Origin of the sequence: Streptomyces sp. NPDC087420, from assembly GCF_044744165.1 — a bacterium.
In the GTDB taxonomy this organism is placed as follows: Bacteria; Actinomycetota; Actinomycetes; order Streptomycetales; family Streptomycetaceae; genus Streptomyces.
The window spans coordinates 23655-38626 of record NZ_JBIUXU010000022.1 but is presented as its reverse complement, the minus strand read 5'-3'; the positions used below and the strand labels follow the sequence as shown (position 1 = coordinate 38626).

The following is a 14972-nucleotide window of genomic DNA, read 5'->3' as shown; positions in this document are numbered from 1 at the left end:
CCGCGATGATCTCATTTGCCTATATTGCACACTTATGAACACTCCCCTGAGCTTGTGGTTCCTCGCGGCGGCGGCCGACGGCGTCACCGCCGAGCGGCTGTGGCTGCTGGGCGGGGTGGCGGTCGCGCTGACGGGGGCGGGAGTGGTGGCGCTGGCGGCGGCGAGGGGACGCGGGGGCGACTGAGCCACGCACCACGCCCGGACCACCTCCGTACGTTTGAGCGTTTCCCGTACGGGCTAGATTTCGGCACATGGTTTCCGAGCAGGCCGCCCAGGTCCTCGTCGCGTCCAACCGCGGCCCCGTCTCGTACACGCTCCGCGACGACGGAGCGCTGGAGGCCCGGCGCGGCGGCGGCGGGCTGGTGTCCGGCCTCTCGGCCATCGGCCCCGACACGGACGCGGTGTGGGTGTGCGCGGCGCTCGGCGACGGCGACCGCGAGGCGGTCCGGCGTACGGGCGGCCGGCTGGACCCGGAGGACACGGGCGGGCAGCGCGTACGGATGCTGGGCATCGCCCCCGACGTCTACGCGGACGCGTACAACGGGGTGGCCAACTCCACGCTCTGGTTCGTCCACCACCTGCTCTACCAGACCCCGCTGGAGCCGTCCTTCGGCGCGGAGTTCCGCGCCCAGTGGGCGTCGTACGAGGCGTACAACCGCGCGTTCGCCGAGGCGCTGGCGGACGAGGCGGGCGACGGCGCCTCCGTCCTCGTCCAGGACTACCACCTGGCGCTGGTGCCCGGCATGCTCCGGGCCCTCCGTCCCGACCTGCGGATCGGCCACTTCTCGCACACCCCCTGGGCGCCGGTCGACTACTTCCGGCTGCTCCCCGACGACATCGCGCGCCAGCTGCTCCGGGGCATCCTGGGCGCGGACCGCGCGGCGTTCCTCACGCACCGCTGGGCGGACGCCTTCACGGCCTGCTGTACGGAGCTGCTGGGCGGCACCGGCAACACCCGCATCGGCGTGCACGGCCTGGGCGCGGACGCGGACTTCCTGCGCGAACGGGCGCACCGCCCCGACGTGGACGAGCGCATCGCGTCGTTGCGCGAGGAGATCGGCGGGACGGACCGGCGGACGATCGTCCGGGTGGACCGTACGGAACTGTCCAAGAACATCGTCCGCGGCCTGTTGGCGTACCGGCAGCTGCTGACCGACCACCCGGAGTGGCGCGAACGGGTGGTCCACGTGGCCTTCGCCTACCCCTCCCGCCAGGACCTGTCGGTCTACCGCGACTACACGGCCGAGGTCCAGCGCGTGGCGGACGCGATCAACCTGGACTTCGGCACGTACGGCTGGCTCCCGGTCGTCCTCCACGTCAAGGACGACTTCGCCCGCTCCCTGGCCGCGTACCGCCTGGCGGACGTGGCCCTGGTCAACCCGATCCGCGACGGCATGAACCTGGTCGCGAAGGAGATCCCGGTGGTCTCCGAGAACGGCTGCGTCCTGGTCCTGTCCCGCGAGGCGGGCGCGTACGAAGAGCTGGGCGAGGACGCGCTGGTGGTGAACCCGTACGACGTCACGGCGACGGCGACAGCCCTCCACGAGGCCCTGACGATGCCCCAGGACGAACGCGCGGAACGCACCAAACGCCTGGCGGCGGCGGCCACGGCCCTCCCGCCGTCCCAGTGGTTCCTGGACCAACTGGAGGCGCTGCGCGCCTGATGGCGCGGTGTCGGGCGCGGGCGTGCGGTGGCCGCGGTCAGGTTCGGGACACCGCCTGCGCCAGGGCTGCCAGGAAGTCGGCCACGGCTGCGGGGCCCGGGAGGGTGAGGTCGGACCTGGTGGACAGTTCCGGGACCTCGGTGCCGCTGCACACCAGGAGGCCCGGGTGGCCGTTGGCGCGGAGGGTGTCGACCGCCGCGTAGGCCGGGAGGTCGCCCAGGTCGTCGCCCGCGTACAGGACGGTCTCGGCGCCTGATTCGTGTACGTACTCCGTCAGGGCCACGCCCTTGTCCACGCCGGGCGGGCGCAGTTCCAGGACCATGCGGCCCGGTTCCAGGACCAGGCCGTGGCGGGTGGCCAGGGCGGCGAGGGGGGTGCGCAGGGTGTCGAAGGCCGCCTGGGGGTCGGTGGCCCTGCGGGTGTGGACCGCGAACGCCTGGCCCTTCTCCTCGATCCAGGTGCCCCGCGAGGCGGCGAACCCGTCGAGGAGGCCGGGGAGTTCGGCGCGGGCGGCCGACACACCCGGGTGCGGGGCGGGGGCGCTGACGGTGCCGGTGGCCGCGTCCCAGCGCTCGGCGCCGTAGTGGCCGAGGACCACGAGGTGTTCCAGGCCCGGCACCCCCGCGAAGCCGCCGAACCGGACCGCGACCTCGGCCGGGCGGCCGGTGACCACGGCGATGGAGGCGACGTGCGGCGCGAGGGCCGCCAGGGCCGGGACGGCGCGCGGGTGCGCGCGGGCCTGTTCGGGGTCGGGGACGATGTCGGCGAGAGTGCCGTCGAAGTCGAGCGCGACGACGGCCTTGGCGGGCCGCGCGAGGAACGCGGCCAGGCCTTCGGCGCCGGCGGGGGTCGAGGGACTCGGCAGGGGGATCTCGGGGCTGCCCATGTCCATGACCTTATCCGTGCGGCCCGGTACCTCGGCGCGGCTCACTGATTGTCCTCAATCGCCGGACGGGCTTGAACAGCCCCCTGCCCGGCACAATCAAGCCCGTCCGGCGATTGAGGACATCAGTAACAGCGACCGCCCACCGGGCGGGAGGTACGGGACGACCTCAACGGCGCTCCCGGCGGGCAGCCCTGACGCGGCGCAGGCGGTTCACCGTGACCGGGTCGTGGGCCAGGGCCCGGGGGTCGTCGAGCAGGGCACCCAGCACCTGGTAGTAGCGGGTCGGCGAGATCCCCAGGCCCTCCCGGATCGCCCGCTCCTTCGCCCCGGGCCCCGGCCAGCCGCGCCGCTCCATCGCCAGCACCGCCCTGTCCCGCTCCGAGAGATCCGGGAGGTCGGAGGGGGAAGGGGTGGAGGGGGCGGCGGAGGGCGCGGCCTCTTCGGGTTCGGGATCCGGCACGCTACTCCGCGGCTTCCGCCGTGACCGCGTCCCGCGCGATCTCCCCCAGCACCGTCGACGGGTTCACACCCGGCTCGACGGCCTTGCCGATGTTCTTCTTGATGCTCTCGCTGACCTTCGCCCACGACGTCTTGCCGACGGGCGGCAGCTGCGACGTCGGCAGCGCCTCCTGGAACTTGCTCAGGTCCTTGTACTCCGGATCCGCGGCCATCGCCTCGTTCGCGCTGTACGTGACGGGCAGGAGGTCGTACTGGCCCACGAAGTCGAGCACGTTCTTGTCGCTGAACGTGAAGTCCAGGAACTTGCCCGCCGCTTCGCGGTGGCCGGGCTGCTTGAAGGCCATCATCCAGTCGGCGACACCCATCGACGACTTGGACGTGCCGTTGATGCCAGGCAGCGGGACCATCCCGACCTTGATGCCGGCCTTCTCGGCCTCCTGCATCAGCGTCGGGTGGCCGTTCAGCATGCCGACCTTGCCGGCGTTGAACGCCGTGAACGCCGCCGCGCGGTCCAGCTTCTCCGGCGCCACGGGCCCGGTCAGCCCGGCCCCGACCATGTTCTTCTGGAGCCACCTGAAGGTGTTCACGTTCTGGGCCGAGTCGATGCTGTACGAGTCGTCGGCGGTCTCGGTGTAGCCGCCCCCGCCGCTCAGCAGCCACATCATCGTCTCGGCCTGCGCCTCTTCGGTCCCCAGCGGCAGGGCGAACGGCGTGGTGACGCCCTTCTCCTTCAGCGCCTTGGCGTCCGACTCGATGTCGGCCCAGGTCTTCGGAGCGCTCAGCCCGGCCTCGTTGAAGAGCTTCTCGTTGTAGAAGAGCAGCCGGGTGGACGCGACGAACGGCAGCCCGTACTGGATGCGGTTGACCTTCCCCGCGTCGGACAGCTGCGTCAGGAAGTTCGCCTGGGTGGGGATGTTGAGGAGTTCGTCCGCACTGTAGAGAGCGTCCTGCTTGACGTAGTCGGCGTAGGCCCCGATCTGCGCGATGTCGGGGGCCTCCCCCCGCTTGACCATCGAGGCGACGTCCGCGTCGACGGTCTTCCACGAGCGGACGTCGACGTCGATCTTGATCCCGGGATTCTTGGTCTCGAAGTCCTTGGCCAGCGCGGACCAGTACTTCTCGGAGCTGTTGGCCGGGCCGGTCCCGTAGTCGGCGGCGACGAGTTTGAGGGTGACGTCGCCCGACGACCCGGTGGCACCGCAACCCGCCAGCGCCATTGTCATGCCCATCGCGGCTATCGCCGCGGTCACTCCCAGGTAGCGCTGCTGCACAGCTCTGTCCCCACCCTTGTTCTTCCGGTGTACGTAAGGTCCCAGTCGGTCCCCTGTGGCGCCCTGTTACAAGGCAGTGATTTTCCCCTATCCGGAGGTTTAAGGTCCACAACTGCGGGGTTTCGCTTCGGCAACGTCTCAACCGGGCATCTCTCAAGGCCGGGACCGCGTCAGACCTTTGTATGGACACGCAACAATCCAGTCCAGTGGACTAGACCTTTCAAGGGTCTACGCGCGAGACTGTTCTTGTGAGACACGTCATCGCCCTCGATGTGGGCGGCACCGGTATGAAAGCCGCCCTGGTCGGGGCGGACGGCGCGCTGCTGTACGAAGCGCGGCGGGCCACCGACCGGGAGCGCGGGCCCGACGCGGTCGTCGAGACCATTCTCGACTTCGCGGCCGACCTGCGCGCGTACGGCATCGAGCACTTCGGCGAGAGCGCCGTGGCGGCCGGTGTCGCCGTCCCCGGCATCGTGGACGCCGAGAGCGGGACGGCCGTGTACGCCGCGAACCTCGGCTGGCGGGACGTACCGCTGCGCGACCTGCTCGGCGAGCGCCTCGGAGGCGTACCGGTCGCCCTCGGCCACGACGTACGCACCGGCGGCCTCGCCGAGGGGCGGCTGGGCGCGGGCAAGGGCGCCGACCGGTTCTTCTTCGTCGGGCTGGGCACCGGCATCGCCGGCGCGATCGGCATCGAGGGCACGATCGAGGCCGGGGCGCACGGGTACGCGGGCGAGATCGGCCACGTCGTGGTCCGCCCCGACGGGCCCGAGTGCGGGTGCGGCCAGCGCGGCTGCATGGAGGCGATCGCCTCCGCCGCCGCCGTGACGCGCGCCTGGGCGGCCGCGAGCGGCGACCCGGCGGCCGACGCGGCGGACTGCGCGCGGGCCGTGGACGCGGGCGATCAGGCGGCGGTACGGGTGTGGCTGGACGCGGTCGACGCGCTCGCCGCCGGACTGGTCACCGCGCTGACCCTGCTCGACCCGCGCACCCTCATCATCGGCGGGGGGCTGGCCGAGGCCGGCGAGACGCTGTTCGCACCGCTGCGGGACGCGGTGGACCGGCGCGTGACGTACCAGAAGGTCCCCGAGATCGTGCCGGCCGCCCTCGGGGACACCGCGGGCTGCCTGGGCGCGGGGCTGCTCGCGTGGGACCTGCTGGCGGGTTCCGGGGGCGGAAGAGACAAAGACGCGGAGACAGGCACAGGCTCCGCCTCCGGCGCAGGCGCCGGCATCGATCATTCCGACGGCTCCGGCCGATCCGACCGTCTCTCCACGGAGGTATCCGCCTGATGGCCGCACGCGCCAAGAGCACCGTTCTGACCGGGGGCAGAGTGGTGCTGCCCACCGGCACCGTGGACGGCGGCCGGGTGATCGTCGAGGACGGCCGGATCACGGGCGCCGCCCCCGCCGACGCCGTGACCCTGGATCTGTCGGGCCACTGGGTCGTGCCGGGCTTCGTCGACATGCACAACCACGGCGGCGGCGGTGCCTCGTTCACCTCCGGGTCCGTGGACGAGGTCCTCAAGGGTGTCCGTACGCACCTGGAGCACGGCACCACGACACTCGTCGCCTCCCTGGTGACGGGTGAGGCGGACTTCCTCGCCCAGCGCGCCGGGATCCTCTCCGAGCTGGTCGAGCAGGGCGACCTGGCCGGGATCCACTTCGAGGGCCCGTTCATCTCGCCGTGCCGCAAGGGCGCGCACAGCGAGGAGCTGCTGCGCGACCCCGACCCGGCCGAGGTACGGAAGCTGGTCGACGCGGGGCGCGGGACGGTCAGGATGGTGACGCTCGCGACCGAACTGCCGGGCGGCATCGAGTCCGTACGGCTGCTGGCCGAACTGGGCGTCATCGCCGCGATCGGGCACACGGACGCGACGTACGAGCAGACCGTCGAGGCCATCGACGCGGGCGCGACCGTGGCCACGCACCTCTTCAACGCGATGCCGCCGCTCGGCCACCGGGCGCCGGGGCCGATCGCCGCGCTGCTGGAGGACGAGCGGGTCACCGTCGAGCTGATCAACGACGGGACCCATCTGCACCCGGCCGCGCTGGAGCTGGCGTTCCACCGCGCGGGCGCGGGCCGCGTCGCCTTCATCACGGACGCGATGGACGCGGCGGGCTTCGGCGACGGGCTCTACCAGCTCGGCCCGCTGGCCGTGGAGGTCAAGGAGGGCGTCGCGCGGCTGGTGGAGGGCGGCTCGATCGCCGGGTCCACGCTGACCCTGGACACGGCCTTCAGGCGGGCCGCGACGGTGGACCGGCTGCCGGTCGGGGACATCGTGCGGGCGATCTCCGCCAACCCGGCGAAGCTGCTGGGCCTGTACGACCGGGTCGGGTCGCTGGAGCCGGGCAAGGACGCGGACCTGGTCGTCCTGGACGCGGAATTCTCGGTCAAGGGCGTGTTGCACCGGGGCGAATGGGTAATCGAGCCCCAACTGGGCTGATTTTGTGCTGATCTAGCGATAAGTCGTCACGCGTCATCGATGCGTAGTTACGGATACATCGTTACGGATACATCGTTACGGATACGTCGTTACGGATACGTCATTACGCGTCATCAGGGAGGCGGTCGGCCCGGGGTCTGGGCCTGCCGCCTTCTTTTTGACATGATCACCCCGGTAATCGACCGGACGGGCGCGTTCTTGGGGGGTATGAGGGGTGATCCTGACCGTCACGCTCAACACCGCGCTCGACATCACGTACCGCACACCCCGGCTGGTCCCGCACGCCACGCATCGCGTGAGCGAGGTGACCGAGCGGCCGGGCGGCAAGGGGCTGAACGTGGCGCGGGTGCTGGCGGCGCTCGGCCACGAGACGGTGGTGACGGGGTTCGCGGGCGGCAGGACGGGCGACGTCCTGCGCGAACTGCTGCCGGTCGCTCCCGACCCCCGCGGTCGCGCGTTCTCCCCGCCGGCGGACGCGCCCGTGGACGCGCCCGCGGCCTTCTCCCCGCCCGTGGACGCGCTCGTGCCGATCGCCGGTGCCACCCGCCGTACGATCGCGGTCGTCGACGAGACGACCGGCGACACCACCCAGCTCAACGAACCGGGCCCGGTCGTCTCACCCGCCGAGTGGGCCGCCTTCCTGGCCCGCTACGAGGAGTTGCTCGGCGGCGCGGACGCGGTGGCCCTGTGCGGCAGCCTGCCGCCCGGCATCCACGTCGGCGCGTACGCCGACCTGGTCCGCGCGGCGCGGGGCGCGGGCGTGCCCGTCCTGCTCGACACCAGCGGCGAACCGCTCCGGCGGGGCATCGCCGCCCGCCCCGACCTGGTGAAGCCGAACGCCGACGAACTCGCCCGCCTCACCGGCTCCCGCGAGCCCCTGCGCGCCACCCGCGACGCCCGGCGCCGGGGCGCCCACGCGGTGGTGGCCTCGCTCGGCCCCGACGGGGTCCTGGCGGCGACCCCGGACGGCGTCTGGCGGGCAGGACCGCCGGCCCCGGCGAAGGGCAACCCGACGGGCGCGGGCGACTCTGCGGTGGCGGGCCTGCTCTCCGCGCTGGTGGAGCACCTCCCGTGGCCGGCCCGCCTCGCCCGCGCGGTGGCGCTGTCGACGGCGACGGTCCTGTCACCGGTGGCGGGCGAGTTCGACCCGGTGGCGTACGACGAACTGCTGGCGCGGGTACGGGTGACGGAACAGCCCACGCAGTGAGCCCGCCTCCTCATGCCCCACGCGCGACCGGACAGCCAGACAGCACCACGTACGGACGGGCCCCCCGGCCCGGGAAACTGAGGGCCTGTGCCACTCGTCAGCACCGGTGAGCTGATCACCGCCGCCGCGACCGCCGGACACGGCGTCGCCGCCTTCAACGTCATCACCCTGGAGCACGCCGAGGCGATCGCCGCCGGGGCCGAGCGGGCCGGGCTCCCCGCGATCCTCCAGATCTCGGAGAACGCGGTGGCGTTCCACGGAGGCCGCCTCGGCGCCGTCGCCGCCGCCGCGACCGCCGTCGCCCGCGCCGCCTCCGTACCGCTGTCGCTGCACCTCGACCACGTCGAGTCGGCGGACCTGCTGCGGGCCGCGCCGGTCGAGGGGTTCAGCTCGGTGATGTTCGACGCCTCGAAGCTGCCGTACGCGGAGAACCTCAAGGCCACCGCCGAGGCGGTGCGCTGGGGCCACGACCACGGCATCTGGGTGGAGGCCGAACTGGGCGCGGTGGGCGGCAAGGACGGCGAACCGCCGCGCGGCGCGCACGCCCCGGGTGTCCGTACGGACCCGCCCGAGGCGGTCGTCTTCGTCGCCGAGACGGGCGTGGACGCGCTGGCCGTCGCGGTCGGTTCGTCGCACGCGATGACGGCACGCACCGCCGCCCTCGACCACACGCTGATCGCCACCCTGCGCGAAGCCGTATCCGTACCGCTCGTCCTGCACGGCTCGTCCGGCGTCCCCGACGACGAGATCCGCCGGGCGGTCGCCGCCGGCATGGTCAAGATCAATGTCGGTACGGCGCTCAACTCGGCGTTCACCGCCGCCGTACGGGACCATCTGACAGCGCATCCGACAGCCGTGGACCCCCGGAAATACCTCGCCCCGGCTCGCGAGGCGATGACCGGGACGGTGGCGGGGTTCCTGCGGGTGATCGGCGCGTGATGCCGCGTCAGCGCGTGAAGACCGCCGACGCCTGACGGCGCGTCAGCGGTCGACCTGACCCGCCTTCAGTTCGAGCTGGTCGAGGACGGTCTCGCACTGGTCGCCCTGCTCGCAGGAGATCTTGAACGTGTTCGATCCCTTGTCGAGATTGACGTACGCGTAGGTGACCGTCCATCCCTTGTCCCACGCCCCCTCGGGCGCGTTCGCGAAGTTCTTCATGTTTATGTCGCGACGCTCTTCACTGTTGACGAACAGTGAGGTCTTGGCGTCCTTGCCCGGCACGCCGTACGTCACGAAGAGCGTGTACGCGCCCGCCTTGGGCACGTTCACCTTCCACGTCGCCGCCGCGCCGGGACCGTTCAGCGACACGTAGGCGCCGTTCGTGCCCTTCGCGCCGGGGATGTCGGACGCCACCGCCGCGGGAGGGGTGAGCTGGAGGGTCGCAGCGTCCTGCTTGGGCAGCTCCGCCGGCTTGTCCCCCGCCTCCTGGCTGGGCTTCTCGCTGGGCTGCTCCGACTCGCCGACGCTCGGGGCGGCCGTCGGAGCCGTGTCGTTGTTCTTGTCCTCGTCGCCGCCGCTCGAAACGAGGGCCGCTGTGATTCCGATCACGACCACCGCGACAACCGCCACCGCGCCTATGAGCAGGCCCTTGGTGTTGGGACCGTTGGGGCCGCGACCCCGTCCGCCGCCGCGCTGGAGCGGTACGCGGCTGGTGGATTCGGAGGCGTGCGGAGCCGCCGGGGCCCCGTACTGGCCGGTCGGCGCGGGGCCGTTCGGCTGCTGGCCGTAACCGGCGTGGGGGGCCTGGCCGTACTGCTGCTGCTGGCCGTACCCCTGCTGCTGAGGGACCTGCGACTGCTGGCCGTACTGGCGCTCGCCCACCGCTCTGACCTGGTTGTACGACGTCCGCGGTACACCTGGCTGGGCCGCGGGACCGGGGTATCCGTACCCCCCCTGCCGTCGCTGATTGGCGGCCGCCGCCTGTCCGTCCTCGTACAGATAGCCGAACGGATCGTCGTCCTCGGGTGTGCTCGCGCCGTTGTTCCCGGCCGTCATCCCTGGGTCACTCCTCACCATCTCGCCAGCGTCGCCGACCGACCGAGCCTACCTCGAATGAACGGGCCCCCCGACGGCGCTCGGCCCGGCGCCAAGCCTTCCCGGCCCGGGTGAACAAAGCATCGCGAAGATGTCCCGGCCTTGTCCCGAACGGCGCGGGGCAGGGGCCGCCGAAGATCGTCCGGCCGTGCCGCGGACCGCCCGCGCCCGTCAGCCCGCCCTGCGGTGCACCTTGTTCCGCGACCGCTTCTCGATGTACATGCGCTGGTCCGCCGACTGGAGGACCTCCTCCACCGACATCCCGCAACTCGCCCAGCTGATACCGAAGCTGGCGCCCACCCGGACCGCCCTGCCGTCCACCCGGATCGGCGGGATGATCGCGTTGCGCAGCCGGACCGCGAGGTCGGCGGCGTCGGCCGCGCCCAGGCCGTCGGCGAGGACCACGAACTCGTCACCGCCGAGGCGGGCGACCGTGTCCCCGTCCCGTACGCCCGTGGTCAGCCGGCGCGCCACCTCGATCAGCACGGCGTCCCCGGTGTTGTGGCCGAACCGGTCGTTGATCGACTTGAAGCCGTCGAGGTCGCAGAAGAGGACCGCGAGACCCTTCGTGCCGTCGTCGGTGCCGTCGCCCGCCACATCGCCGGGCGCGATCATGTGCACGTGGTGGTCGAGGGGCGAACCGGGCGGCGCGAAGCCGCCGGCGCGCAGGCCGCCGCGCTCGCCCGCCGTCTCGCTGTAGCCGTCGTACCCCTCGTAGCTCTCGTACGTCTCGTACGGCTCGTACGTGTCCCGCGTGTCCCGGCCGTCGTACCCGTCACTCGCCTCGTAACTGGGCTCGTAGCGGACCATGCCGTCGTACCCGCCGTACGCCTTGTCCAGCGCCTCCACCGCGGTCTCGCGCATCGCGTGGGGCCGCGAACAGAGCCGGGCGCTGAGGCGCGCGCGCAGCTCCGCGCTGTTGGGCAGGCCGGTCAGGGAGTCGTGCGAGGCGCGGTGGGCGAGCTGGAGCTCGCGGCTCTTGCGCTCCTCTATGTCCTCGACGTGGGTGAGGAGGAAGCGGGGGCCGTCGGTGGTGTCGGCGACGACGGAGTTGCGCAGGGAGACCCAGACGTACGAGCCGTCGCGGCGGGCCAGGCGCAGCTCGGCCCGGCCACCCTCGGCGGAGGTACGGAGGAGGGTGCCGATGTCCTCGGGGTGGACCATGTCGGAGAAGGAGTAGCGGCGCATCGCGGAGGCGGGGCGGCCGAGCAGCCGGCACAGCGCGTCGTTGGTGCGCAGGAGCCGGCCGTGCTGGTCCCCGCCCATCTCGGCGATGGCCATCCCGCTGGGCGCGTACTCGAAGGCCTGGCGGAAGGACTCCTCGCTGGCCCGCAGGGCGGCCTGCTCGCGCTCCAGGCGGACCAGGGCGCGCTGCATGTTTGCTCGCAGGCGAGCGTTGCTGATCGCAATGGCGGCCTGGGAGGCGTACATCTGGAGCGCTTCGCGGCCCCAGGCGCCCGGACGGCGTCCGCCGCGCGGCCGGTCGACGGATATGACGCCGAGGAGGTCGTTGCCGCTGCCCGACGCGTACATCGGCGCGTAGAGCCGGTCCGCGGGGTGCCACTCGTCCTCGAAGCGGGGGTCGGGGCCCTCGGTGTGCCACTGGGGGACGTCGTCCTCCAGCAGGACCCAGCCCTCGGTGTGCGGGATGTACCGCAGGGAGCCCCAGGCCTCCCCCATCACGAGCCGGCGCTCCCAGGACGCGCGGGAACCGACGCGGCCGGTGATCAGCGCCTCGGCGGCGGCGCTCCCGGCGAAGGCGGCGACGACGAGGTCACCGTCGGCCTGGACCACGTTGACGCAGGCGAGTTCGTAGCCGAGCCCCTTGACGATGCCGTCGGCGACGGTCTGCAAGGTGTCCGCCAGGCTTCGGGCCGTGTTGAGTTCGGCGACAGCCTGATGCAGCTGACGCAGGGTCGCAAGACGGACATACGGCTCCGACTCGGTCTCCATCGTTCGCTCTCCCCGAGACCTCGACAGCAACTCCAGGATTCTCATCGGCTCTCGTGTTGCACGGTCCCCAGTCACTGAATCACAGCGAGCTGTGCACCCGGTACACAGGGTCAACAAATACTCACCACTGTGACCCAAGTCACATCATGTGACGAACCGGGCGGAGTGCCTGGTAGGGGCGCTCCGCTCTTTTCTGATAGCAAATCGCGAGGATATCTCGGCGATCGCGACGGCCGGGTCCCGATCCTGTCCTGGGCCCGTCACGACGACAGGTCCGACGACAGGTCCTAGGACCTGGCTGGTCCCCTGGCCCGATGCGGCGGGGGAGAGCCGAGATTAGCGTCTTCCGCGTGTCCCAGACGACCCCTCCTACGACGCCTCCCGCGGCGAGCCCCGATTCCCGTGCTCCCCGAGCCGTTCCCATCCCCCATCCTGAGGGGGTGAGCAACGACGAGTTCCGCGCCGCCCTGTCCCGGCTGGCGGCGGGGGTGGTGCTGGTGACGGCACACGAGGAAGCACTGAGCGCGGACGGTCCCGGCGGCCAGGACGCGGGGATGACGGCGACCGCGTTCCTGTCCGTGTCCCTGGACCCGCCGCTGGTGCTCGTGAGCGTACGGAACGGCTCGCGGATGGACGACCTGCTGGACGAGCAGCCGCTGTGGGGCGTGTCCCTTCTCACGGAGAGCCAGCGGCACATCGCGGGGCGCTTCGCGATGAAGGGCCGGATCAGCGACCGGCTGCTCTTCGAGGACATCCCGTACCGGCGGGGCGAGGTGAGCGGGGCGCCGCTGGTGGGCGGGGCGCTGGCGGTACTGGAGTGCCGTACGGAACAACGGGTGGTCGCGGGGGACCACACGCTGGTGATCGGGCGGGTGCTGACGGCGGAGCTGCCGAGCGTGGAGGGCGGGCCGCTGACGTACTTCCAGGGGAAGTACCGGACGCTGGGGCGGGGCTGAGGGCGGGTCCGGCTTGGACCGTCGGGTCCGGCTTCGGCCGTCGGGTCCCGGCTTGGACCGTCAGGTCCGGCTTGGACCGTGAGGTCCGGCTTGGACCGCCAGGTCCGGCTTGGACCGTCAGGTCCGGCTTGGACCGTCAGGTCCGGCTTGGACCGTCAGGTCCAGTCGCGGCCCGTGCGGCCGCGCTTCGTCTCCGCCCGCTGCTTCTTCTCCCGGAGCCTGCGCTCGTTGAGCCCGCGCGGGATCTTGCCCTTGCGGCGCGCCCGGGGCGGCGGGGCCGTGGCCTCGGCCAGCAGCACCGTCAGCCGGACGGCAGCCGTCTCGCGATTGCGCCACTGCGAGCGGTGCTCCGACGAGCGTACGGTGATCACGCCTCCGACCAACCGGCTCTCCAGCCGCTCCAGCGCCCGCTCCTTCCAGACCGGCGGCAGCGCCTCCGTCTTCGCGAGGTCGAAGCGCAGCTCCACCTGGGAGTCGCTGGTGTTCACGTGCTGGCCGCCGGGGCCCGAGGAGCGCGAGAAACGCCACATGAGCTCGGCCTCCGGCAGGGAGACCGAACCGCGGATGACGTACGAGGGCCCGGACATGCCCCCATGGTCCCGTGTCCGCGGTGGTTCCGTCACCCTCTTTTCGGCGCGGGAACGGCCGGAGGCCGCCCAGAGGCCCTCACAGGGACCCTTTCGGGTAAAGAAAGTAAAGAGGTGTGGAACCTCCCGGTCCTCTGCCTGCGTTAAGCCGGGTGACGGTAACTTCGGGACAGCTCGAAGCCCGCACACGACAACGAAAGGGACATCCCATGGCTGTAAGCCTGTCCAAGGGCGGCAACGTCTCGCTCACCAAGGAGGCACCGGGCCTGACCGCTGTCACCGTCGGCCTCGGCTGGGACGTCCGTACCACCACCGGCACCGACTTCGACCTCGACGCCTCGGCGATCGCGGTCACGCCGGCCGGGAAGGTCGTCTCCGACGGCCACTTCGTCTTCTTCAACAACAAGTCGACGCCGGACCAGACGATCGTCCACACGGGTGACAACCGTACGGGCGAGGGCGACGGCGACGACGAGGCGATCAACGTCAACCTGGCGGGCCTGCCCGCCGACGTCGACAAGATCGTCTTCCCGGTCTCGATCTACGACGCCGAGACCCGCAGCCAGAACTTCGGCCAGGTGCGGAACGCGTACATCCGCATCGTCAACCAGGCCGGCGGCGCCGAGCTGGCCCGCTACGACCTGAGCGAGGACGCCGCCACCGAGACCGCGATGGTCTTCGGCGAGCTGTACCGCAACGGCGCGGAGTGGAAGTTCCGCGCGGTGGGCCAGGGGTACGCCTCCGGCCTGGTCGGTATCGCCACGGACTTCGGCGTCAACCTCTGACCCGTCTCTCCGTCACGCCCCGGTGGGCCCCCGGCTTCGGCCGGGGGCCCACCGGCGTCGGGGCCACCGGGTGGGGCCGGCCGGTGGGGCCGCCAGGTGGGGCCACGAGGTCCTCACGCCCGCGCGTGCGTCCGTACGGCCTGATTCCGAGCGGCGCCGGTAGCCTGCCCGCATGATCGTCGACGTGGTGACGGCCGGTGAGTCCCGTGCCCTGCCCGGGGAGCTGCTGACGGAGCTGGCGGGCTTCTACGCCTCGGACCGCGCGTTCCAGCAGCTCGGCGGGGACTTCCCGGACCCGGCGCGCATCCGGCCCGAGGACGTCGCGGTCTCCCTCGCCGACGATCTGGCGCACCCGGACGCGGAGGTGCTGCTGGCCCGCTCGGCGGGCCGGCTCGTGGCGGTCGCGGTGGTCCTGGCGCACGACCCGGACCGGGTGTCCGCACTCGCCGAATCCAGCCCCGCACCGGACCCCGACCCCTGGATCGCCCTCCTCATGGTGCACGGCCGCGAGCGGCGCTCCGGATACGGGCGGGAGCTGGCCGGACGCGTCGAGGACCGGTTCCGCGCGGCGGGGCACACGGGCGTCAGGCTCTCGGTCGCGGAGGCGAACACCGGGGCCACCGCTTTCTGGACGGCGCTCGGGTACGAGGAGACGGGCCGCCGCCCGGACCGGAGGCGGGGCCACCGGTGCCGGCTCCTGCGCAAGGCGTGGTGAGCGTCCGCC

14 protein-coding genes and 1 pseudogene are annotated in these 14972 nt (G+C 72.0%); 9 read left to right on the top strand and 6 right to left on the bottom strand.

Annotated features, from left to right (window positions below):
- Window positions 1-34 precede the first annotated feature (34 nt).
- Entirely contained in the window at window positions 35-184 is a 150-nt protein-coding gene (locus tag ACIO1C_RS33980; RefSeq protein WP_401871178.1) for a hypothetical protein, read from the top strand.
- A 67-nt stretch (window positions 185-251) separates the two neighbouring features.
- Window positions 252-1664 carry a trehalose-6-phosphate synthase gene (locus ACIO1C_RS33975; protein WP_401871175.1) on the top strand — a complete coding sequence of 471 codons (1413 nt, stop codon included), beginning with the start codon at window positions 252-254 and terminating at the stop codon, window positions 1662-1664.
- Between the two features lie 37 nt (window positions 1665-1701).
- Here the strand turns inward: ACIO1C_RS33975 and otsB are convergent, their stop codons facing one another.
- From otsB to ACIO1C_RS33960, 3 genes are all read right to left on the bottom strand, one after another.
- On the bottom strand, window positions 1702-2550 hold the full coding sequence (otsB, locus tag ACIO1C_RS33970; RefSeq protein ID WP_401871173.1) for a trehalose-phosphatase: 849 nt from the start codon (window positions 2548-2550) through the stop codon (window positions 1702-1704).
- Window positions 2551-2716: 166 nt separating this feature from the next.
- A complete protein-coding gene (locus ACIO1C_RS33965) occupies window positions 2717-3010 on the bottom strand; it encodes a DUF3263 domain-containing protein (RefSeq protein WP_401871171.1) in 294 nt (97 codons plus the stop codon).
- A gap of 1 nt (window position 3011) precedes the next feature.
- Window positions 3012-4238: an ABC transporter substrate-binding protein gene (locus ACIO1C_RS33960; RefSeq protein WP_401871242.1), complete on the bottom strand. Its 1227-nt coding sequence runs from the start codon at window positions 4236-4238 to the stop codon at window positions 3012-3014.
- 290 nt (window positions 4239-4528) lie between these two features.
- On the opposite strand from ACIO1C_RS33960, the pseudogene ACIO1C_RS33955 reads away from it, so the two are divergent.
- The 4 genes and pseudogenes from ACIO1C_RS33955 to ACIO1C_RS33940 all read left to right on the top strand — a co-directional run.
- A pseudogene (locus ACIO1C_RS33955) lies at window positions 4529-5443 on the top strand (ROK family protein); the annotation flags it as partial.
- 128 nt (window positions 5444-5571) lie between these two features.
- On the top strand, window positions 5572-6726 hold the full coding sequence (gene nagA / locus ACIO1C_RS33950) for an N-acetylglucosamine-6-phosphate deacetylase (RefSeq protein ID WP_401871168.1): 1155 nt from the start codon (window positions 5572-5574) through the stop codon (window positions 6724-6726).
- 214 nt (window positions 6727-6940) lie between these two features.
- Window positions 6941-7933: a 1-phosphofructokinase family hexose kinase gene (locus ACIO1C_RS33945; RefSeq protein ID WP_401871165.1), complete on the top strand. Its 993-nt coding sequence runs from the start codon at window positions 6941-6943 to the stop codon at window positions 7931-7933.
- An 87-nt stretch (window positions 7934-8020) separates the two neighbouring features.
- On the top strand, window positions 8021-8872 hold the full coding sequence (locus ACIO1C_RS33940) for a ketose-bisphosphate aldolase (RefSeq protein ID WP_401871162.1): 852 nt from the start codon (window positions 8021-8023) through the stop codon (window positions 8870-8872).
- A gap of 42 nt (window positions 8873-8914) precedes the next feature.
- Here the strand turns inward: ACIO1C_RS33940 and ACIO1C_RS33935 are convergent, their stop codons facing one another.
- Together ACIO1C_RS33935 and cdgB are read right to left on the bottom strand one after the other, a co-directional pair.
- Window positions 8915-9928 carry a carbohydrate-binding protein gene (locus ACIO1C_RS33935; protein WP_401871159.1) on the bottom strand — a complete coding sequence of 338 codons (1014 nt, stop codon included), beginning with the start codon at window positions 9926-9928 and terminating at the stop codon, window positions 8915-8917.
- Window positions 9929-10138: 210 nt separating this feature from the next.
- Window positions 10139-11920 carry a diguanylate cyclase CdgB gene (gene cdgB / locus ACIO1C_RS33930; RefSeq protein ID WP_401871156.1) on the bottom strand — a complete coding sequence of 594 codons (1782 nt, stop codon included), beginning with the start codon at window positions 11918-11920 and terminating at the stop codon, window positions 10139-10141.
- Window positions 11921-12234: 314 nt separating this feature from the next.
- Here cdgB and ACIO1C_RS33925 point away from each other — a divergent pair, with 314 nt between their 5' ends.
- On the top strand, window positions 12235-12876 hold the full coding sequence (locus ACIO1C_RS33925) for a flavin reductase family protein (protein WP_401871154.1): 642 nt from the start codon (window positions 12235-12237) through the stop codon (window positions 12874-12876).
- Window positions 12877-13031: 155 nt separating this feature from the next.
- Here the strand turns inward: ACIO1C_RS33925 and arfB are convergent, their stop codons facing one another.
- The gene (gene arfB, locus ACIO1C_RS33920) at window positions 13032-13463 is read right to left on the bottom strand and encodes an alternative ribosome rescue aminoacyl-tRNA hydrolase ArfB (RefSeq protein ID WP_401871151.1); all 432 of its coding nucleotides are present in this window, start codon (window positions 13461-13463) and stop codon (window positions 13032-13034) included.
- Window positions 13464-13672: 209 nt separating this feature from the next.
- Here arfB and ACIO1C_RS33915 point away from each other — a divergent pair, with 209 nt between their 5' ends.
- Both ACIO1C_RS33915 and ACIO1C_RS33910 read left to right on the top strand, forming a co-directional pair.
- The gene (locus tag ACIO1C_RS33915) at window positions 13673-14248 is read left to right on the top strand and encodes a TerD family protein (protein ID WP_401871148.1); all 576 of its coding nucleotides are present in this window, start codon (window positions 13673-13675) and stop codon (window positions 14246-14248) included.
- Between the two features lie 172 nt (window positions 14249-14420).
- Entirely contained in the window at window positions 14421-14963 is a 543-nt protein-coding gene (locus tag ACIO1C_RS33910; RefSeq protein WP_401871145.1) for a GNAT family N-acetyltransferase, read from the top strand.
- Window positions 14964-14972: the final 9 nt, after the last annotated feature.